The 21002-nt window shown below is 60.4% G+C and carries 18 protein-coding genes and 3 riboswitches; of the genes, 6 read left to right on the forward strand and 12 right to left on the reverse strand.

The window, feature by feature from the left end:
- Positions 1–78: 78 nt before the first annotated feature.
- Genes ACMX25_RS24715 through cobW form a run of 3 tightly spaced genes read right to left on the reverse strand, consistent with a single transcriptional unit; the run spans position 79 to position 5945 of the window.
- Entirely contained in the window at positions 79–1083 is a 1005-nt protein-coding gene (locus tag ACMX25_RS24715) for an ATP-binding protein (protein ID WP_414952682.1), read from the reverse strand.
- On the reverse strand, positions 1080–4853 hold the full coding sequence (gene cobN / locus ACMX25_RS24720; RefSeq protein WP_414952683.1) for a cobaltochelatase subunit CobN: 3774 nt from the start codon (positions 4851–4853) through the stop codon (positions 1080–1082). The genes ACMX25_RS24715 and cobN overlap by 4 nt, the downstream gene beginning before the upstream one ends.
- A 3-nt stretch (positions 4854–4856) precedes the next feature.
- The gene (gene cobW, locus ACMX25_RS24725) at positions 4857–5945 is read right to left on the reverse strand and encodes a cobalamin biosynthesis protein CobW (protein WP_414952684.1); all 1089 of its coding nucleotides are present in this window, start codon (positions 5943–5945) and stop codon (positions 4857–4859) included.
- Positions 5946–6116: 171 nt separating this feature from the next.
- A riboswitch (cobalamin riboswitch) is annotated at positions 6117–6383 on the reverse strand.
- Between the two features lie 145 nt (positions 6384–6528).
- Positions 6529–6829: riboswitch (cobalamin riboswitch) on the forward strand.
- Positions 6830–6963: 134 nt separating this feature from the next.
- On the opposite strand from cobW, the gene ACMX25_RS24730 reads away from it, so the two are divergent.
- Genes ACMX25_RS24730 through ACMX25_RS24745 form a run of 4 tightly spaced genes read left to right on the forward strand, consistent with a single transcriptional unit; the run spans position 6964 to position 9509 of the window.
- Positions 6964–7362, forward strand: a complete 399-nt coding sequence (locus ACMX25_RS24730; RefSeq protein WP_414952685.1) for a cobalamin biosynthesis protein — start codon at positions 6964–6966, stop codon at positions 7360–7362.
- The gene (gene cobO, locus ACMX25_RS24735; RefSeq protein WP_414952686.1) at positions 7359–7961 is read left to right on the forward strand and encodes a cob(I)yrinic acid a,c-diamide adenosyltransferase; all 603 of its coding nucleotides are present in this window, start codon (positions 7359–7361) and stop codon (positions 7959–7961) included. Before ACMX25_RS24730 ends, cobO begins: the two co-directional genes overlap by 4 nt.
- A gap of 1 nt (position 7962) precedes the next feature.
- A complete protein-coding gene (locus ACMX25_RS24740; RefSeq protein WP_414952687.1) occupies positions 7963–9261 on the forward strand; it encodes a cobyrinate a,c-diamide synthase in 1299 nt (432 codons plus the stop codon).
- Entirely contained in the window at positions 9258–9509 is a 252-nt protein-coding gene (locus tag ACMX25_RS24745) for a DUF1289 domain-containing protein (protein WP_414952688.1), read from the forward strand. Before ACMX25_RS24740 ends, ACMX25_RS24745 begins: the two co-directional genes overlap by 4 nt.
- A 52-nt stretch (positions 9510–9561) precedes the next feature.
- On the opposite strand, the gene ACMX25_RS24750 is transcribed toward ACMX25_RS24745, so the two are convergent.
- Together ACMX25_RS24750 and ACMX25_RS24755 are read right to left on the reverse strand one after the other, a co-directional pair.
- Entirely contained in the window at positions 9562–10329 is a 768-nt protein-coding gene (locus ACMX25_RS24750; protein WP_414952689.1) for a CbtA family protein, read from the reverse strand.
- A 7-nt stretch (positions 10330–10336) separates the two neighbouring features.
- The gene (locus tag ACMX25_RS24755; RefSeq protein WP_414952690.1) at positions 10337–10570 is read right to left on the reverse strand and encodes a CbtB domain-containing protein; all 234 of its coding nucleotides are present in this window, start codon (positions 10568–10570) and stop codon (positions 10337–10339) included.
- Positions 10571–10719: riboswitch (adenosylcobalamin (AdoCbl) riboswitch) on the reverse strand.
- 39 nt (positions 10720–10758) lie between these two features.
- Here ACMX25_RS24755 and ACMX25_RS24760 point away from each other — a divergent pair.
- Positions 10759–11319 carry a histidine phosphatase family protein gene (locus ACMX25_RS24760; RefSeq protein ID WP_414952691.1) on the forward strand — a complete coding sequence of 187 codons (561 nt, stop codon included), beginning with the start codon at positions 10759–10761 and terminating at the stop codon, positions 11317–11319.
- Between the two features lie 30 nt (positions 11320–11349).
- On the opposite strand, the gene ACMX25_RS24765 is transcribed toward ACMX25_RS24760, so the two are convergent.
- Together ACMX25_RS24765 and ACMX25_RS24770 are read right to left on the reverse strand one after the other, a co-directional pair.
- Positions 11350–11694 (reverse strand): hypothetical protein, encoded by a 345-nt coding sequence (locus ACMX25_RS24765; RefSeq protein WP_414952692.1) that lies wholly within the window; start codon positions 11692–11694, stop codon positions 11350–11352.
- Positions 11695–11794: 100 nt separating this feature from the next.
- Positions 11795–12355: a DUF2878 domain-containing protein gene (locus tag ACMX25_RS24770; RefSeq protein ID WP_414952693.1), complete on the reverse strand. Its 561-nt coding sequence runs from the start codon at positions 12353–12355 to the stop codon at positions 11795–11797.
- 291 nt (positions 12356–12646) lie between these two features.
- On the opposite strand from ACMX25_RS24770, the gene ppk2 reads away from it, so the two are divergent.
- The gene (ppk2, locus tag ACMX25_RS24775; protein ID WP_414952694.1) at positions 12647–13543 is read left to right on the forward strand and encodes a polyphosphate kinase 2; all 897 of its coding nucleotides are present in this window, start codon (positions 12647–12649) and stop codon (positions 13541–13543) included.
- Positions 13544–13555: 12 nt separating this feature from the next.
- Here ppk2 and ACMX25_RS24780 read toward each other — a convergent pair whose 3' ends face one another.
- From ACMX25_RS24780 to ACMX25_RS24800, 5 genes are all read right to left on the reverse strand, one after another.
- The gene (locus tag ACMX25_RS24780) at positions 13556–13795 is read right to left on the reverse strand and encodes a hypothetical protein (RefSeq protein ID WP_414952695.1); all 240 of its coding nucleotides are present in this window, start codon (positions 13793–13795) and stop codon (positions 13556–13558) included.
- A 120-nt stretch (positions 13796–13915) separates the two neighbouring features.
- Positions 13916–15448 (reverse strand): efflux transporter outer membrane subunit, encoded by a 1533-nt coding sequence (locus ACMX25_RS24785; RefSeq protein ID WP_414952697.1) that lies wholly within the window; start codon positions 15446–15448, stop codon positions 13916–13918.
- Between the two features lie 11 nt (positions 15449–15459).
- The gene (locus tag ACMX25_RS24790) at positions 15460–18654 is read right to left on the reverse strand and encodes an efflux RND transporter permease subunit (RefSeq protein ID WP_414952698.1); all 3195 of its coding nucleotides are present in this window, start codon (positions 18652–18654) and stop codon (positions 15460–15462) included.
- A 139-nt stretch (positions 18655–18793) separates the two neighbouring features.
- A complete protein-coding gene (locus tag ACMX25_RS24795) occupies positions 18794–19984 on the reverse strand; it encodes an efflux RND transporter periplasmic adaptor subunit (RefSeq protein WP_414952699.1) in 1191 nt (396 codons plus the stop codon).
- A 12-nt stretch (positions 19985–19996) separates the two neighbouring features.
- A complete protein-coding gene (locus tag ACMX25_RS24800) occupies positions 19997–20860 on the reverse strand; it encodes an alpha/beta hydrolase fold domain-containing protein (RefSeq protein WP_414952760.1) in 864 nt (287 codons plus the stop codon).
- Positions 20861–21002 lie beyond the last annotated feature (142 nt).

Below are 21002 nucleotides of genomic sequence, written 5' to 3' on the forward strand. Positions count from 1 at the left end.
ATCGCGTTGTACCTTGCGCTGAAGGTTCTAGCCATCGAAGGCGGCCGGGTTCGGCCTCTGCATCATGCCTTCGATGGCTCAGGATTTTTTTGCGGCAAGCGGCCTGACGTTCTTGACTGCCTTGATGTCTACGGGCTCGGGAGGCATGAAGCCAAAGTTCGCTTCATCAGTGTCTTTCTGTTGCGTACGGGCTTCAGGAGAGCGTTGATTGCTGCCTTGATCGCTGGGTGCGCTGCCTTCTTTGCGTCGATGCAGCAACACCGATTCCGCCACGCGTTCCACGTGCTCAACGTTCACCGCTGGAGCCTCTTCGAACGCCGCCAGCGCTCGCGCTGCGCGCAGCATGGTGAGATCGGCACGCAAGCCGTCCACATGCGCATCGATGCATAACTCGCTGACGCGCGCGTGAACCGCGTCGTCGAATTCGAGGGTCGAAAGCATTGCTCTGGCTTGGCGAAGCTTTAGCGCCAAGGCTTCTTGTTGCCCCGTGAACCGCAAGCGAAAAGCGTCAGGATTCGTATCGAATGCGAGACGCGCCTTGACGATTTCACGACGTGTTCCCGCATCAAAACAGTTTTGCAGGGGGACCGCCAGACCGAACCGATCCAGTAGTTGCGGCCTGAGTTCGCCCTCCTCCGGATTCATCGTCCCAATCAGCACGAACCGCGCGTCATGCCGATGCGAAATGCCGTCTCGCTCAATGACGTTGACGCCACTGGCCGCGACATCGAGCAACTGATCCACGAGTTGGTTGGGCAGCAGATTGACTTCATCGACGTACAACACGCCCTGATGCGCTTTCGCGAGCAAACCCGGCGAAAAGCGCACGCCGCCGTCGCGCAACACAGCTTCGATATCCAGCGAACCAATCAACTGTTCTTCACTTGCCCCCAGCGGTAGGGTCACGAACTGGCCCTCGGGCAGCAGTTCAGCGAGAGCGCGCGCGGTCGTCGATTTCGCTGTGCCACGCGGACCGCTCACTAACACGCCGCCCAGCGCAGGATCGATGGCCGCCAATAAAAGTGCTTGCTGCAAGGGTTTTTGTGCGACCAGTGCGGCAAACGGAAAGATGGATTCGCTCACGTTCGTTGCCCTTCGAGTTGCTGTTCGGCATCCAGCAGATGACGTTCGACCTGCTCCTGATATGCGCCTGGACTTTGCCACAAGCCACGCTGCATCGCTTCGGTCAAACGCTCGCAGATCGAATGCAGCGCATGGGGATTGTGCTGCTGCATGAACTCACGCGTGTCCGAGTCGTTGACGTAGGCGTCCGCCACCAGCGCGTATTGATGATCCGATACGGCTCGCGCGGTGGCGTCGTAACCGAACAAATAATCTACCGTGGCCGCAAGTTCGGATGCGCCCTTGTAACCATGCCGCTTCACGCCGTCGATCCATTTTGGATTGACCACGCGTGAACGGATCACGCGCGAGATTTCTTCCTGCAAGGTTCGGATGCGCGGCGCGGCGGGATTGCTGTGGTCAGGGTTATACGCTTGCGGCTGGGCGCCCGAAAGATGCCGCACGGCCGCTACCATGCCGCCCTGAAACTGGTGATAGTCGTTCGAATCCAGCAAGTCGTGTTCGCGGTTGTCCTGGTTCTGCACCACCACGTCAATCGTCGACAAGCGCGCGCCGAAGGTGTCGCGAGCCTCCACGCCATCGCCTCTTTGCGAATACGCATATCCGCCCGAGCTTTGAAAACCGCGTGCGAGATCGGCGTCATTTTGCCATTGCTTCGCGTCGATCATCTCCTGCAAACCTGAACCGTACGCGCCCGGCTTCGTGCTGAACACGCGCCATCCCGCACGCAAGCGCGCTTCCTTTTCGTCGAGTCCGCGCGCCATGTGTTCGTCGCGTTCACGCATGATGCGCGCACGGATCGGGTTGAGGTCTTCGGCTTCGTCGTCGAGTTCGGCCACGGCTTGCACGGCGGCATCGAAGAGATGCATCAGGTTCGCGAACGCATCGCGGAAGAATCCCGATACCCGCAGCGTCACGTCGATGCGCGGACGGTTGAAAATGGTGATGGGCAAGACTTCGAAATCGGTCACGCGATTGCTGCCTGCCGCCCACTTGGGCCTAACGCCGATCAACGCCATGGCTTGGGCGATATCGTCACCGCCGGTGCGCATGGTGGCCGTGCCCCATACCGATAAACCAATCGCGCGCGGATAATCGCCGTGCTCCTGAAGGTGGCGTTCGATCAGCAGGTTGGCCGACTTCAGGCCGAGCGTCCACGCTGCGCGCGTTGGTACGGCGCGGGTATCGACCGAATAAAAATTGCGGCCGGTAGGCAAGACGTCCGGCCTTCCACGCGATGGCGATCCGCTTGGGCCCGGTGGTACAAAACGTCCATCGAGACCGCGTTGAAGCTGCTTTAGCTCCTGAGGGCCGCAAGCGTCGAGCCGTGCGAGCAAGTCGCCATTCAACCGCGTCAATACTTGCGATGTGTACGGCCCCGCTGTATTGGATGGCCGGTCAAGCAATGACGTCGCAAGCAACTCGAGACGCTCGCGCGTGTCGCCGTGATGACGCCACGGCGAGTCGATCACGTTTTCAAGTTCAGCAGGACGGGGACCTGTCCACGGCGCGCTCCAGTCGGCATCCAGCGGATCGAATGTCTCGCCCAGATTCAAATCTCGCGCCAGCGCGGTCAGCACGCTTGCGTTCGCGCCCTGTGCATCGCCAGTTGGATAACGGCCGAGAGCAAGCAGGGTATCGCGACGTTGCACGCCTTGCGGTGACGCGCCGAACACGTGCAGGCCATCGCGAATCTGAGCTTCCTTCAGCTCGCATAAATACGCGTCGGCTCGGGTCAGTAGCGTATCTTCGGTATCGGCGTCGCGGGGTTTATCGAGTCCGAGTTCTTCATGCAGACTGTGCTCGACGATGCTTGCCAAAATCGTTTTGCGAAGGAGTTTTGCGCGGCGTGGATCGACCATCAATGCTTCGTAGTACTCGTCGACCTGACGTTCGAGATCCTGCAACGGGCCATAGTTTTCAGCGCGCGTGAGCGGCGGCATCAAGTGGTCGATGATGACCGCCTGCGCCCGCCGCTTCGCCTGACTGCCCTCGCCCGGGTCATTCACAATGAACGGATACAGGTGCGGCATGGCGCCAAGCGTCAAATCAGGCCAGCATGAAGCGCTCAACGCAACGCTCTTGCCCGGCAGCCATTCAAGGTTGCCGTGCTTGCCCACGTGAACGATCGCGTCCACGTTGAATCGCAGCCGCAGCCAGAAGTAAAACGCGAGATAAGCATGCGGCGGCACGAGCTCCGCGTCGTGATAACTGGCGTAGTCGCCACGTTCACGAGAACGCGCCGGCTGAATACCGATGAACACATGCCCGCAGCGCCAGCCCGCGATCATGAAGCGGCCGCGACGGATGGTGGGATCACTTTCGGGCGGCCCCCAGCGCGCATTCAACTCCTGCTGGACGTTGTCCGGCAGCTTCTCGAAAGCATCGAGGTAATCATCAAGCGACAGGCTTTGCAACGCGGGACGCAAATCGCGAACCACCGGATCATTCGTCACGCCTGAGGTGAGCGCCTGCATTAGCGCGTCGCCATCGGCGGGAATTTGATCCACTCGATACCCTTCTTTCGCAAGCATCGAAAGAATGTTGACGACGGACGCCGGTGTATCGAGACCCACGCCATTGCCGATGCGGCCTTCACTCAGCGGATAGTTCGCAAGCACGAGCGCAATGCGTTTGTCGGCGTTATCGAGCTGCCGCAAGCGACACCAGCGTTGGCTCAACTCGGCCACGAAACGCACGCGTTCAAGGTCGGGCTGATATCGCACGACATCGACTTGAGTGATCTTGCATCGATACGCAAGTCCCTTGAAGCTGATCGCGCGCGTGATGATGCGGCCATCGACTTCCGGCAGTGCGACATGCATGGCGACATCGCGCGAATTCAGTCCGTGGTTGTCCTTCAACCAGTCTTCGCGATTTCCCCCGCTAAGAATGACTTGCAGTACCGGCGCATCGCCCGCGAGTTCGAACGGCACAGGGTCGTCTATGACGCCGGCAGCAAATGAGGTTGTGTTCAGCACCAGTGACACAGCGTGATCCGCGCAAAGCTGTTGCACGACCTCGCGACTCAACGGGTCTTTAAGCGACGCCATGGCGATCGGCAGCGGGTTGAGGCCTTGCGCCTCCAGGGCATCGATCAACGCATTGAAAACATCGGTATTGCCGGACTGCAAATGCGCCCGATAGAACAGCACCGCAACAACGGGCGCGCCTTGAACCCACTGCTCCTTCCAGTCGTCCACGATCGCGATCTGCCGCGCCGGATGATAGATTGCCACCGCTGGCAACGGGGTCGGTTCGTTCGCTTCACGCCCATATCCCAGCGCCCGGAACGCGATGCAACGCAGGAACGCTTCGGCATTCTTCGCGCCACCCTCACGCAGATAACGCCAAAGCTGATCGCACAACGCAGGCTCGGCTGTACTCTTCGCCACGAGATTCGCATCTTCCTGCAGGTCGCCCGAAAACATCACGAGCATCTGGCCATTGCGGCGCGCAAGCGTGGTGATGCTCTCGATCCCGTAGGGCCAATACGCTTCGCCGCCAAGATGATCGATAACGATCACGCGTGCATGTTTGAGCACGTCATCGACGTAAAAATCCACCGATGCCGGCTGGCGCAAGAACGCCTGGTTCGCCAGCCGGATCGCCGGGAAGTCCGCTTCCAGATTCGGCACGACACTGGCTAAAAGCGAGAGCGTGGTATCGGCGGAACTCAATATGACGACAGGTGCCGGCGTCTGGTCGATACGCATGACGCCGGCAGCGTCGTCGACAAAACCACCGGGCGTCGTGCGTAGCAGATGCATGGATCAGGCCTGCACGGGTGCGTTGGCGAGGGCGGCAGTCAGCGCTTGTTGCAGGCGCGGCTGGTCGAGATCCTCGCCAATCAACACGAAGCGGCTGATGCCTTCGAGAGCCTCCTTGCCGGTCCAACGGCGATCGAAGTAGGTGTCAAACCGCTGACCCACGCCCTGCACGACCAGCCGCATGGGCGTGCCCGGCAAAGCCGCGAAACCCTTCACGCGATAAATCGTGTTGGCATCCACCAGCGAGCGCAATGCCGCAATCACGGCCTCGCGCGACTCGACCCGTGCTTCGACCACGACTGAATCGAAGTCATCGTGGTGATGATCGACGTGGCCTTCGTCGTCGGCAGAACCATGATGGTCGACACGCAGATGAATCGTCGTCTCCGACGCTGCCTCCAGCCCGAGCAGCGCATGCAGATCAAGCTGCCCCATCTGCGCCGGTACGATCTTGACGCCGGCCGGAATCTCGCCGCGAATCAGCGTTTCCACCGCGCGCTGCTGCGTTTCATCGATCAAATCAGTCTTGTTGAGGACCACCAGATCCGCTGAAGCGAGTTGATCTTCGAACAACTCATGCAGCGGCGATTCGTGATCGAGATTCGGATCGGCGCGGCGTTGTGCATCCACTGCCTGGGGGTTAGCCGCGAACTGGCCGCTTGCCGCAGCGGGTCCATCGACCACCGTCACGACGGCATCCACGGTGAACGCATTCTTGATGGAGGGCCAGTTGAACGCCTGCACGAGCGGCTTGGGCAACGCAAGTCCGGAGGTCTCGATCAGCACGTGATCGATCTGATCGCGCCGCTCGACGAGCAGCTCCATCACGGGATAAAACTCTTCCTGCACCGTGCAGCAAAGACAGCCATTCGATAACTCGTACAGATTCGGCTGGTCCGTGACGCTTTCATCCTCGCAACCGATGGTGCAGCCCTTCAGGATTTCACCATCGATGCCCAGTTCGCCGAACTCGTTCACGATCACCGCAATCCGCAGCCCTTTCGCGTGTTGCAGGATGTGCCGCATCAGCGTGGTCTTGCCGCTGCCGAGGAAACCCGTGACCACCGTGACCGGGATTTTGCGCGTTTGCATCCGTTGCTCCGTTTTATCGATTGGCTGCTTGCTGCCGGAATGCGCGGCCCTTTTGCGACTCACGCGAGCATTGAAATGCGCGTGCGAATACGGCGATGCGGGACGGATATCCGGAAACAGCATGGTGAAAAGTGTCGAGCGTATGCCGCATCCCCGCGACATCGTCCGCTTCAGTGTTGACTCGTTCCGGCCGGTATCCGGGCTGGCGAAAGTGCCGCTTCACCTTCCCGCGTGGCATGGCCATGCAGTGGTTCTTGAAGCCGGCTTTATCGCGCTACATGACGTAAAACAGGGGTGAATCCACGTCGCGCGATTTTCGCTTACCGTTGCGGGGGCAGCGCAGGTTGGCATGGCCAGAGTTCCGGCAACGCTCCCTGCTTCCCGTTTAACTGCGCGCAGCAGAGACCGCGCGCGAGCACCAGAAAACTATCGCGAAGTCTAGGCTGATGGCTGATTAGCGTCAAGGTTCAGGCGGGGTACGCGTGGGGTATGCGCGGGGATCGCGTGGCGGTTAAAGGCCTGAAAGCCCAGCGCAACCCACACCCGCTGTGCTATCTTTGGCCCGCGTCTGGTGCTCACGCGCGCTTTTCCCGCGCGCGTAGGTGCTCACGCGCGCTTTTCCCGCGCGCGTAGTTAAACGGGAAACAGGATGCTGCACGCGCGTATTTTCAAGGTTCAACGCTTAAGACTTACGCTTGAGACCTCACGCGCAGTGTCGACAAAACCTGTGCTGTCCCCGCAACGGTAAGCGACCCGCGCGCGCATCGAATGACGCTCGTTCGACCCGCGCGCCCATTTCCTCCATAGCCACTGCTCCGCGGAGCGGGAAGGCGAGCGGAATGAGGTTGCTCAGCCCGGATACCGGCCAGTCGCCAAGTGGCGCGCTCTAAAAGCGCGCCGGACGCCACATCCGCGAGGGACGGATGAAGGACGCAATGCTTTTATCGACTGACATGAATCCAATTTTTCCGCGTCTGGCACCGCCCTCGCGCCGACCTTTACCTTTACGCGGGCCATCATGAGCGCATGGGTCATCGGCATAGGCTGCCGTCGCGGTGTCAGCGTCGAACAGATTCATGCTGCCGTATTCGCGGCGCTGGGAACGCGGCCACTGGCGGGCGCTCGCGCGCTGGCATCGATTGATAGCAAGAAAGACGAAACCGCGCTGCTCGAATTCGCCGCTCGCCACGGTTTGCCGCTGCATTTTTTCTCGAAGCAACGCATCGCGCAGGTTGAAACCGGCGCGTCGGAACGCGTTCAGGCGCTGCTTGGCATCGACGGTGTGTGCGAGCCGTGCGCGTTGCTCGCGTCGCGCAATGGCCGCATTGTCGCGCCGAAGACGGTGACCGATGGCGTGACTGTCGCTATCGCTGAAGACAATCTGAATCAACAGACTGACAACGAGACAACATCATGAAAACGGACGAAGAATCGCATCTGCGCATGACCCAGCGGCGCAAGGAAGGTCACGAGAAAAAGCAGGCCGCCGCATCGATAGAAAAGGGTCTGCTGATCGTCAATACAGGCACCGGCAAGGGCAAGACCACCGCGGCGTTCGGCATGGCCGTCCGTGTGCTCGGGCATGGCATGCGGCTCGGCGTGGTGCAGTTCATCAAAGGTGCATTACACACATCCGAGCGCGATTTCCTGGGCGCAATCGCGCACTGCGACTTCATCACCATGGGCGACGGCTACACGTGGGACACGCAGAATCGCGATGCCGATATTGCTACGGCTCGCAAAGGCTGGGACGCTGCGCGCACGATGATCGAAAGCGGCGAGTATCAAATGGTCGTGCTCGATGAACTGTGCACGGTGCTCAAATACGAGTACCTGCCCCTTGACGAAGTGCTCGCGGTGCTCACTGCGCGGCCCGAGATGCTGCATGTGGTCGTGACCGGCCGCCATGCGCCGGATGCGCTGATCGAAGCAGCAGATCTTGTGACGGAGATGCGCGCGATCAAGCATCCGTATCGCGAGCAAGGCGTCAAGGCACAACGCGGCGTCGAGTTCTGACGTGCGCGCCTGCCCCGCTTTATTCATCAGCGCGCCCGCGTCGAACCAGGGCAAGACCACCGTCACCGCGGGACTCGCTCGCTATTACGCGCGGCATGGCCTGCGAGTGCGGGTCTTCAAGACCGGTCCCGACTTCCTCGATCCGATGATCCTGGAGCGCGCGTCCGGCGCGCCGGTGTATTCGCTGCATTTGTGGATGGTGGGTGAAAGCGGCTGCCGCGCGCTGCTCGCAAAAGCCGCGCAGGAAGCCGATTTGATCCTGATCGAAGGCGTGATGGGCCTCTTCGACGGCACGCCCAGCAGCGCCGATCTCGCCACCACGTTCGGCGTGCCGGTGCTCGCTGTGATCGGCGCGCACGGCATGGCGCAGACCTTCGGAGCAATGGCGTTTGGACTCGCGCGCTATCGCGCTGACCTGCCGTTTCACGGCGTGCTTGCCAATCGCGTGGCGTCGGCACGGCATGCGCAAATGCTGAGCGAATCCATTCCCGAAGGCATTCGATATTGCGGGCATCTGTCGAGCACCGACGACATTGCGCTCCCCGGTCGGCACCTCGGTCTCACGCAAGCAGCAGAGGTGGCGGACATCGATGCACGGCTAGATCGCGCAGCGGATGCCATCGGCGAGACAACGTTGCGCGAGTTGCCGCCCGCCGTAATGTTTGCCCACGAAGCCCTTGAGCAGCCTCCGCGGTTGCTCGACGGCATGCACATCGCCATCGCCCGCGACGGCGCGTTTTCGTTCATCTACCCGGCCAACCTCGATCTGCTGACGTCGATGGGCGCAACGCTCGCGCCCTTCTCACCCCTCGCCGATGAACCCGTTCCCGCGCATGCCGATGCGCTTTATCTGCCGGGTGGATATCCGGAATTGCACGCCGTTCAACTCGCCGCGAACGCAGTCAGCGCCGCCTCAATTCGTGCGCATAGTGGCGCAGGTAAAGCGGTGGTCGCGGAATGCGGCGGCATGCTGTATCTGCTCGATTCGCTGACGGACATAGAGGGCTCGCAGCATACGATGCTCGGTCTCCTGCCCGGCCACGCGAAGATGCAAAAGCGCCTGGCCCGGCTCGCGATGCAACGTGTTGAAAGCCGCCACGGCACTCACACCGGCCACACCTTCCACTACTCGTCGATGACCACTTCCATGCTGCCAGCGCTCACCGCGACGCATGCCACCACGGGCGTGGAAGGCGAAGCGATTTACCGTCACGGCCCGATCACCGCAACCTACATGCACACTTACTGGCCGACGAATCCGGCGGTAGCAGCCGCCCTCTTTCGCGGCGAAATGCTATGACAATTACCCCGATGGAAATGCCTACCGAAATAAAAGTACCGCTTGAACTCACGTTCACTATTGAGCGCGCCAGACGGCTTGAACCCGTGGGCTCACCCTGCACGGACGTATGCCGGCTCGACAAAACCACCGGTCATTGCGAAGGCTGCTTCAGAAGCCGTGAAGAAATCAAGGCATGGAAGACCATGGCCGATACCGACAAGCTCGCGCTGTTCGATACCCTCCTTGCACGCAAGACAGCGCGATAAAAAAGGGGCGGCCCGCAAGCCGCCCCTCATTGAGTCTCCGCTCGCGAAAAGCTCAAGCCGAAGCAATCCGCCGTGCCGGCACCTTCTCCAACTCGCGATGTGCAAGCGCACCGAAGAGCAAGCCGAGCGTGGTCCAGATCACCGCTTGAATACCAATCGCGGCCACGCGGAATTTCCACAGCAGCGTGGCCGAGAACAGCCTCGGCACTTCATCAATCGGCGGCAACGCAAGGTACGCCAGCGCCATCAGCACGATATACACAGCAATCGAAACCAGTACCGCGTTCCAGTTGCCATGACGCGTTTGCAAACGGCGCTGCAGCCGAACAGCAAACACCGCCACGATCAGCGAGATCGCGACCATGCCGAAAAACAACGCGGTCCGTGCGCCGATGGTGTCAGGATTGCCTACGGATGGCGGATTAGGCGGGTACTTGAGGAACGGCACAATCGCAACCGTCACGAAGCCGAACAAACCGAGCAATGCCGACGTGCCGCGTGCGCGCAAAACGCCCATCCGAGCATACGAGAAGGCGAACACGAGCGAGAACAGGCCGCCCAGTGCTGTCCCGAACACGCAAACACCGGTCAGCAAACCTAGTCCCGCTTGCGTGCCGCGACTGACAAGTTCGACGTCGTCGGCGGGATCGTGCTGATGCCCCGCCGCCGCTTCCGCTTGCTCGTGCAGCTTTTCCTGCTGCGACTCAAAAGCAATCGCCCGTTCAACTGCAGGTTCACCAAAGGTCTTGGCCACGCAAAAGCCGAGCAGGCCCGCGACTAGTCCCGCGATCATGCCGCGTATCAAAAGGTTTCGGATCATGTCGTTCTCAGTGGCAGGGAAAGCCGAGCAGATGGCGACCGTCGTGGACGAACTCGTGGATGTACATGCCCTGGAAGATCGACGTCGCGCCCTGTTCGGCGCCGACAAAATAAATCGCGAGCAGCGCAAGCAAGCCAATAAAGATAGCCCAGGGCAACACTTCGCGCACCGGAATGGGCACGGGTGCATCAAATGCGGGATTGATGCCGGAGAAACTGGCGGATGTGGCAGGGCGGTTCATGAACGACTCCAAGGGAATACGCGTCCCGTAAGACAAAAGAAAGGCTGCAGCGGGGGTCTGACTTGCAGATAGGAATATCTGCTCACAGTGGCGCGACCGTGCCGGGTTTTCACCGGCTTCCTCGCGCTGCAAGCTTGCCATTCTAAAATGAGTTGGTGGAATGTAAAGCAATCCGTTAATCGAGAGCCATGAAAACTGAACTTATCTTGCTGTGTCACGCAACTACGCGCGCGATGAAAACCGGCTCGTTTCCGAAAATAGGCGACGCTATTGATGAATCGGAGTTACCCCGTCTCCCGCAACTTGCTTCGGCGTTTCGTCCGGATCGTGTCGTCACAAGCCCGGCAGACGCGGCCATGCAAACGGGTCACACGTTCAACATTACAGCGAGTGTCGACACCTCATGGCGCGATCTTGATTACGGTCGATGGCAAGGCCGCTCAATCCGCGAGATCCATGATGAAGATGCGGAGGGTTTGGGCGCATGGCTTTCCGAACCGGGAAGCATGGCGCATGGAGGCGAGAGTCTGGAAGCCCTTCAAACAAGGGTTCGCAGCGCACTGAAGAACAATCGGGAGGCCGGAGTCACGCTGGTCGTGACGCATGCCATCGTAGTGAAGACCGTGCTGGCCACAGTCCTGGACGCACCCCTGACTGCAGTCTATTGCATGGACCTGGAGCCGCTTTCGGCCATCACACTGACCCGCTCAGGCGACGCATGGCGTCTTCGATGCAAATCTTTCGTGTGATAAAACCACCGTCGTCTTCGCTGGCGTGCGTCAGTCTGCGGCGCCGCGTGCCATCCGCTGCAGCGTCGAAGAGTCGATCGCGCCTGCGCAGATCCTGACCGCTTCTTTCAGCGTGCGGGGGCGGCCCGCCGCGAAATGCGCTTCAAGAATAGCGATGGCGCGAAGCCGTTCACCATTGCCGAGCTTCTCGCCGGTCGCTAATTCGAGCACCGATATAAAGTAGGTCGCCGGTGGCGTCGAGCGCGAAGACCCCGTTGGCGTGGCGACCGGAATGGCATCTGTCCACGCCTGTTTTGCAATGGTCGCTACATCGGATTGGGCGCGCCAATCCGCGCTTCTCAATTCACTCAGTTCAAACTCGTTTCGACTGGTCATCAATCAAGCCCTGAAATATTCCTCGGATCACTGCGGGGATAAATAGCAAGGATTATTCCAGGTTGGATGAGTACGCTAAAGACGAATCGGGACGCACCGCTCAGTGCACCCCATCCCACCGCCGTGAGAACACGATCAGCAGCGGCATCAGGATCGCCCAGCCGATAGCCAGCAAGATCATCGCGGGCAGCGGATGCACGAAGCGAACCGCGCCGAGCGCTGCGCCGGCGCGAAACGACATCGGTCCGGCAATGGCGCCGAGCACCGAAGCAAGCAGTACGCGTTGTTTGAGCCAGCCGAACGTTGTGTTGAATTGAGCGGCAAACAGCGCCCACAATGCAAGGATCCAGTAAGGTGCAGCGCCGGGCAATATCATGCCGTTGGGGTACGCCAGCAGTCCGCTGAGAACCGGCAGGCTCTCCCAGATTGCGCCCATCGCTACTACACTGACCAGTAGCTTGAACTCTGTCAGCGGCCGCTCGACCCGCGCCAGATGGATGGCGACGAGCATGACGGCTGTGGCGACGCCCATCCATGGGACGTCGTGTGCAGCGCTCAGTACACACGCAAACCAGCCGAGTTGCCCGACCACGAAATAGATGGACGGTGCCCAGCGCTCCGCCCTCGACGGGCGCCGTGTGCCAAAGGATGAGATTTGCATGCCGTTTCTTGTTTCCAGACCAGGTGCGTAAGGTGTGAAGATGCAATACCGCTCGACGTATAGCTTGCGCATATCGCATGCCGCCCGCTTGTGCACCCTAAGCACGATACCCGCGATGCCCGGACAAACGTGGATCATTCGTCTGACCATCGGCTCCGCTTTCGACGGCCCTGTCGTAACATTCCTGAAATTATCGCGCCGGATAATCGATAATTTGCAGGATTGCCGGTTTTGTATTGCCTGCAGGGACGAGTCAACGCGGTCAATACGCCCAACCAAACGGAGCTTCCCATGATTTCGCAGGATAAACAGCGCCGCTTCGAAGAAGACCTGATTGACAGCTACGACGAAGAACTCGAGATGGAAGTCGACGACCGTATCCTCGATGGCGACAGCGCGCTTTCCGCCGAAGCACGCGAGCAGCGCAAGATCTACTTTCGCGAACTGTTCCGCCTGCAAGGTGAACTCGTCAAGCTGCAGGACTGGGTTGTCGCCAGCGGCCACCGGCTCGTGGTGATCTTTGAAGGACGCGACGCCGCCGGCAAGGGTGGCGCAATCAAGCGCATCACGCAGCGGCTGAATCCACGGGTTTGCCGGGTCGCTGCCTTGCCCGCACCGAACAATCGCGAACGCACGCAATGGTATTTCCAGCGTTATGTCTCGCATCTGCCGGCGGGCGGCGAGATCGTGCTGTTCGACCGCAGCTGGTACAACCGGGCGGGCGTGGAACGCGTGATGAATTTCTGTACCGATGCCGAGTACGAAGAGTTCTTTCGCTCAGTGCCGGAATTCGAAAAGATGCTGGCGCGCAGCGGCGTGCAGATCCTGAAGTACTGGTTCTCGATCACGGATGACGAACAGGAAGTCCGCTTTCAGGCGCGCATTCAAGATCCGTTGAAGCAGTGGAAACTGAGTCCGATGGACCTGGAAAGCCGTCGTCGCTGGGAAGCCTATACGCACGCGAAGGAAGTGATGCTGGCGCGTTCGCATATTCCCGAAGCGCCGTGGTGGGTCGTGCAAGCCGTGGACAAGAAACGCGCTCGGCTCAACTGCATTCACCATTTGCTGAGCCAGGTGCCGTATCACGAGATCGATCATCCCACGATCGAGTTGCCTGACCGCGTCTTTAACGACGATTACCTGCGGCAGCCCGTGCCCGAAAGCATTATCGTGCCGGAAATATATTGATTGATGAAGGGTTTAGCAGTGGCAAGTCTTGTCATGCATGGCATGGACCTGCGGCGGCTGGACATCGCAACGATCGGCTTGATCGTGGCGATGCCTGAAGACCGCTTGAAACATGTATTGCGAACTCTTCATGACCACGACGAACGTCACTTGCATCAGGTTGAAATCGAGCGTCACCATCAGGCGCATCAAGACCAACAGCGGTAGTACGACGGCGGGTCGGTAGAGTTGTCGTTCGATTAAAGCTCTCATGACGGCTCCCGTATCCATAGTTTTATTCTACGGACCGGGAGCCCCCGGATAAACCCTCTGTTATCGAAGACACTTGTCGCACGTATTGAACAATCGCGCTAACGGTGCTGCGATTCACGCTTAACGTGACGCTACGCTCGCATCTGACTCGGACGCAACCGGTGCGGCAGGTGCAGCCGGCATGTCTCCCCAGCCACCGCCCAGCGCACGGATCAGGTTCACTGTCGACGTCGCCTGCACGCCTGCCAGTTGAACCGCTGTGCGCTGCGACTGGAGCACGGTACGCTGTGCATCGATCACGTCAAGATACGTCACCGCCCCCTCCTTGTATTGCGACTGCGAGAGCTGAGCTGCCCGGTTCGACGCATTCACCGCTTCAGCTTGCGTGCGCGTCTGGTCCTGCAGGATGCGCAGGTCCGAGAGGTTGTCCTCTACTTCCTGGAACGCCACCAGCACCTGCTGCCGGTAATTCGCGACATCCTCTTCATAGATCGCGCGTGCGTTCGCGAGATTGCCCTTGCGCCGGCCGCCATCGAAGATCGGCAAATTGAGCGCCGTGCCCGCGAACGGTCCTAGCAGGAACGTACGGCTCGACCAGTTGAAGAGATCGCCCAGCGTCGCCGATTCGAAGCCGCCCGAACCCGTTATGTTGAGCGACGGGAAAAACGCCGCCTTCGCCACCCCGATGCGCGAATTCGCCGCTGCCATTGCACGCTCGGCCGCCGAGATATCCGGCCGGCGTTCGAGCAGCGATGAAGGCAAGCCCGGCGGAATCTTGATATCGACCGGCGTCAGCGGGTTAGCCGCCATCGAGAACTGCGACGCTGCCTTACCGAGCAGCACTGCAAGACTATGCTCGGATGCAGCACGCAAGCGCTGCACCGTCATGGCGTCGGACTTGGCCGTAGCAAGTTCTGACCTTGCCTGTGCTACGTCCAGCTCGCTGATCTCACCTTCGTTAAAGCGGTTTTGCACCAGCTTCAAAGCCTGCTCGCGCAGCGTCACGGTCCGCGCGAAGACATCGCTTTCCGAATCGAGCTCACGCAGGTTGAAGTAGTTCTGCGCCACGTCCGCCTGCAACGCGAGTTGCACGGACCGGAACAGCGCTTCGCTTTGCTCGGTGTCGGCGTTCGCCGCCTTCACCGAGTCCGACACGCGGCCGAACAGATCCACTTCATACGACGCACTGCCCTCTGCACGCCACAAAGTCTGTGCCGGTACATTCCCGTTAGCGGGAAGGAACTGCGACGCCGGCGAGAGTTTCTCGCGCGTCGGACCAAAGCCTGCATCGAGTGTCGGGAACAAGCCTGCCCGCGCGGTCTGGTTGATCGCCCGTGATTCCTTCACGCGCGCGGCCGCTGCCTTCAGGTTCTGGTTCGCCTCGAGCGCCTGATGCTCCAGGTCGTTGAGCGTGGGATCGTTGAAGACCGTCCACCATTCGCCGCGCAGCACCTGTTCCGACGGCTGCGCCGTCTTCCACGTGCCCTGTTCAGAGGGCGGCAACGCAGTTTCCTGCGGTGTTTCCTTGAAGGCTGCCGGCGCGCTTACGTCGGGCTTCGTGTAGGTCGGTGCGAGCGAGCAGCCCGCGACGACCAGCAACGATCCAAGTAACGCCGACAACCCCAGCCATCGCTTCGTATTCAACGTTTTCATTTCAATCTCTCTCATGCTTCAACTGAAGCATTGACACCGCGCATGTGCGGATTGTGGCCATGCTTGTCGACGAGATGTTCGCCGCCAGCCAGCTTTCTCAACAGCACATAAAACACCGGCGTGAGCATCAAGCCGAACAGCGTCACCCCGAGCATGCCGAAGAACACTGCCACACCCATTGCATGGCGCATTTCCGAACCCGCACCCGACGACAGCACCAGCGGCACCACGCCCATGATGAAAGCAATCGACGTCATCAGGATCGGCCGCAGACGCAAGCGGCTCGCTTCGATTGCCGCTTCCACGATGGAGCGTCCCTGCATTTCCAGCTCGCGCGCAAACTCCACGATCAGGATGGCGTTCTTCGCCGACAGCCCCACGAGCACCATCAAGCCGATCTGCGTAAAGATGTTGTTGTCGCCCTTCGTGAGCCACACGCCGACCAGCGCCGAGAGAATACTCATGGGCACGATCAGGATCACGGCGAGCGGCAGCGTCAGGCTTTCATACAACGCAGCCAGCACGAGGAACACGAGCAGCACGCTGATCGGGAAGACCCACAACGCGGCATTGCCCGCGAGGATCTGCTGATACGTCAAATCGGTCCATTCGAACTTGATGCCGCGCGGCAACGTTTCAGCGGCGATGCGTTCCACTGCTGCCTGCGCCTGACCCGACGAATAACCCGGAGCCGGACCACCGTTGATATCGGCAGAGGTGTAGCCGTTGTAGCGCACCACCATCTCGGGACCATAGGTCGGCGTCACCTTCACGAGCGACGACAACGGCACCATCTCGCCATTTGCGTTACGCGTCTTGAGCAGACCGATGTCTTCCGAACTCGAACGGAACGGCGCATCCGCCTGCACCCGGACCTGATACACACGGCCGAAGCGGTTGAAGTCGTTCACATACAGCGAGCCGAGATACACCTGCATCGTGCTGAATACATCGGTGACGGAGACACCCAGTTGCTTCGCTTTCACCCGGTCCAGATCCACGTTCAGTTGCGGCACGTTGATCTGATAGCTCGAGAACGTCGGACCGAGTTCAGGCGTCTGGGATGCACGCTTGATAAACGCTTGAGTCGCGTCGTTCAATGCGGCGTAGCCCAGCGCGCCACGGTCTTCCAGTTGCAGCTTGAAGCCACCCAGCGTCCCGAGTCCAAGCACGGGCGGCGGCGGGAACACAGCAATGAACGAACCCTTGATTGCCGCGTATTTCTGGTTCAGCGAGCCCGCTATGGCGCCTGCGGAAAGTGCTGCGCCCTTACGCTCGCCGAACGGCTTGAGCGTCACGAACACAATGCCCGCGCTCGACGAATTCGTGAAACCGTTCACCGACAAACCCGGAAACTCCACCGCGCTTTGAACGCCCGGCGTCTTTCTCGCGATGTCCGTCATCTGGCGAATCACCGCCTCGGTACGATCGAGCGACGCGCCGTTAGGCAACTGCGCAAAGCTGATCAAATACTCCTTGTCCTGCGCCGGCACGAAACCGCCGGGCACGACCTTGCTCATCAGCACGGCGCCGCACAGCAGCACGATATACACGCCCATCATCAGCGCCTTGCGGTTGATGACGCCCGTTACGCCCTTGCCGTAGTTTTCCGAACCACGCTTGAAGACCTTGTTGAACTGGCGGAAGAAACCACCGAACACACGGTCCATGCCGCGCGTCAGCCAGTCCTTCGGTTCGTTATGGCCCTTCAGCAGCAAAGCAGCCAGCGCCGGCGACAAGGTGAGCGAATTGAAGGCCGAGATCACCGTCGAAATGGCGATGGTCATCGCAAACTGTTTATAGAACTGACCCGTCAAACCGGACATGAACGCGAGCGGCACGAACACGGCAGTCAGCGTCAAGGCAATGGCGATAATCGGCCCGCTCACTTCTCGCATGGCCTGATAGGTCGCCTCTCGCGCCGATAACCCCGCCTCGATATTCCGTTCAACGTTCTCCACCACCACGATCGCATCGTCCACCACGATCCCGATTGCCAGCACCATCCCGAACAATGACAACGCGTTGATCGAGAAGCCGAAAGCCAGCAGCAGCGAGAACGTACCGATGATCGACACCGGCACGGCCAGCAGCGGAATAATCGATGCGCGCCAGGTTTGCAGGAACACGATCACCACCAGCACGACCAGCGCAATAGCTTCGATCAGCGTATGGATCACTGCTTCAATACTTGAACGCACGAACTGCGTCGGGTCATAGACGATTTCATAATCGACGCCCACCGGCATGTCCGCCTTCAGTTCCTTCATGGTCTGGCGGACCTGATCGGAAATTTGCAGCGAGTTCGCACCCGGTTGCTGGTTGATCGCCATCGCGACCGCCGACTTGTTGTCGAGCAGCGAACGCAAGCCATATTCCGATGCCGCCAACTCGACCCGCGCCACATCGCTCAGATGCGTAACTGCGCCGTCGGGCGACGTCTTGAGCACGATGTCCCGGAATTCCGCTTCGGTCTGCAAACGGCCTTGCGCATTCACGTTCAGTTGCAACGGCACGTTCGACGATGTCGGCGATGCACCGATCACGCCCGCCGCCACCTGCACGTTCTGCTCGCGGATTGCGTTGACTACGTCGGTCGCCGTCATGCCACGCTGGGCGACCTTTTGCGGATCGAGCCAGATGCGCATGGAGTAATCGCCCGAGCCCCAAAGCTGAACCTGCCCCACGCCCTGGATCCGCTCAAGCCGGTCCTTCACGTTGATCAGCGCATAGTTGCGCAGATACGTCATGTCGTAGCGGTCATTGGGCGAATTCAAGTGAACCACCATGGTGAGCGTCGGCGACGACTTGATCGTCGTCACACCAAGTCGCGTCACGTCTTCCGGCAGGCGCGGCAGCGCTTGCGCCACGCGGTTCTGCACGAGTTCCTGCGCCTTGTCCGGGTCCGTGCCGAGCTTGAACGTCACCGTGATGTTCAGGTTGCCGTCGCTGTTGGCTTGCGACTGCATGTACAGCATGTCTTCCACGCCGTTGATCTGCTCTTCCAGCGGCGACGCCACAGTTTCGGCGATCACCTTCGGATTGGCACCCGGATACTGCGCATGGACGACCACGGACGGCGGCACGACTTCCGGATATTCGGAGATCGGCAGCTTGAACATGGCGATGATGCCCGCCAGCAGGATGAGCACCGACATCACACCCGCAAAGATCGGGCGGTCGATGAAAAACTTGGAAATGTTCATGACGTTTTCTTTATGTGCATGAGAGGCTGCGCGCGCGTGAGCACCGGCCGGTTCGTCCTGTCAGGAACGAACCCGCCACGTGCCACGCACACAAGGAGCCGCTGTTAAGCGCTTATAAACCCGTCTTGCAAAGCGCGTCTTATGAAGCGTCTTTGGCCGGCAACGCATTCGCCATTGCTACGGAATTGGCCTTCACCACATCGTTCGGACGTACGCGCTGCAGACCGTTCACCACGATCCGCTCGCCTGGCTGCAGGCCCTTCACAATTACGCGCATCCCTTCGCTCAAGGTGCCGAGCGTGACTTCGCGGTATTGCACGCGGCTGTCCGCGTCGACCACCATCACGAACTTCTTGTCCTGGTCGGTGCCAATCGCGGCATCGTCAATCAGCACAGCCGGATGCGGCGTGCCTCCGCCAACCTTGATGCGTGCATAGAGGCCCGGCACCAGCGAACCGTCGGCGTTATCGAAACGTGCCCGCACGCGAATCGTGCCCGAGCCCGTATCGAGTTGATTGTCGACGGACGCAACCTTGCCTTCGCGCGAGAAACCATCTTCGTTCGCGAGGCCGAGCGAGACCGGCACGCTGGCACGCGAGTCGCGGCTGAGGTAGCGCAGGTAGGTTTGTTCATCGACATCGAACGAAGCGTAGATGGGCGACACCGACACCAGCGTGGTCAGCAGCGGCGCGCTGGAACCCGTCGACACGATGTTGCCGACCGTCATTTCCGCACGCGATACCCGGCCCGACACCGGCGCGGTGATCTGCGTGTATGTCAGGTTGATCTTCGCCGTCTCGAGCGCCGCTTGCGCAGCCTTCAGGTTCGCCGCCGCTTCGTGCGACGCGTTTTGCTTCTCGTCATAGTCACGCTTGGCGATGGCGTTATCCGCCAGCAAGCGCTCCGCGCGCGCGGCATCGGTCGATGTATAACCATTGCGAGCTTGCGCTGCCGCGAGTTGCGCAGCCGCTTGATCGACTGCCGCCACGTACGGCCGCGGGTCGATGGTGAAGAGCGCATCGCCCTTCTTCACCAATGCGCCATCGGCAAAATGCACCGCGACGATAGTCCCCGGCACAAGCGGACGGATCTCGACCTTGTCGACCGCTTCCAGGCGGCCCGAATAGTTCTGGTAGTCGGTGATGGTCTTCGAGACCACCGTGGCGACATCCACTTCCATGGCCGGCGCCGACGGTTTGACGGCGGCTTCAGCACCGTTCACCGGCAGATCGCCGCGGCCGAAACCATGCATGGCAGTGAATGTTCCGATGCCTGCGACGACCAGCGCGGCGCCTAGCGCGACGGTAAGACGTTTGCGAGTGATGGACATGCGTTGCTCCGATTAAGTCGTTGAGATTGTTTGAATTTTTTGGGTGTCGCGAAGCGCCGCAACCGGCGCGGCCGTCTGCACACGAAGCCGTTTCTTGAAGAACGCGACCACGTCGGCAATGGCCGCCGGGTCCGCTGCAAGCGCGTTATGCGATGCATTGACGTGCCGCGTGACTTCCGTTGGCACGCCTGCCGCGATCAGCTCGCCCGCATATTTCTCTGCTTCGATATGCAGCAGGTCGTGCTGGGCGCTTGCGATCAGCGCCGGCGGCAGACCGGCAAGACGCCGCGATTCCAGCGGCGCTGCATACGGATGAAGCCGTTGTGATGCGTTCGGCAGATACGCGCGATAACACTGCGCGCACTCGGTCATGCAGATATCCGGCGAGCGCACTTTGTTCTCATCGGCCATGCGCGTCATGCTTGGGTCCAGCAACGGCGCGAGCAGCGCTTGCGCCAGGATCACGATGTCGCCGCGATCCCGCGCGATGGCCGCCAGACAGGTAGCGAGGTTGCCGCCTGCGTCGTGCCCCGCGACCCCGAGGCGGTTTGCATCGGCTCGTTGTGCACGAGCGTTCGCTATGGCCCATTGCGCCGCCCGATAGGCATCTTCGGGCGCGGCAGGAAACGGGAAAGCCGGCGCCAGTGAATAGCCCACCGAGATGACCCACGCCGCTGTATCCCGTGCAATGGTGCTAGCCGTGACGTCGGCATCATCCAGCGTGCCGCGCACAAAGCCGCCGCCGTGAAAATAAAGCACGACCGGGAGGACGGTGCCGTCCGAGGCGGGGCGATAACTGCGCAAGGTTATGGGTTGCGCATGTCCCGCGATTCGAACATCCTCTATGCAGAGGCCCAGATCCAGCGTCGATGCCATGGTTATTTTCAGCGCGTCCGCGCCATCCCACCCGAGTTGCGATGGAACGAATTCTGGGGGCAACGACATTTGAAATAAATGCCTATAATCCGGCAACACAATTCGGTCGCACCGAACAATCGCGATTGAAACTGCCCATTCC

Origin of the sequence: Caballeronia eucalypticola, from assembly GCF_047608185.1 — a bacterium.
GTDB lineage: Bacteria > Pseudomonadota > Gammaproteobacteria > Burkholderiales > Burkholderiaceae > Caballeronia.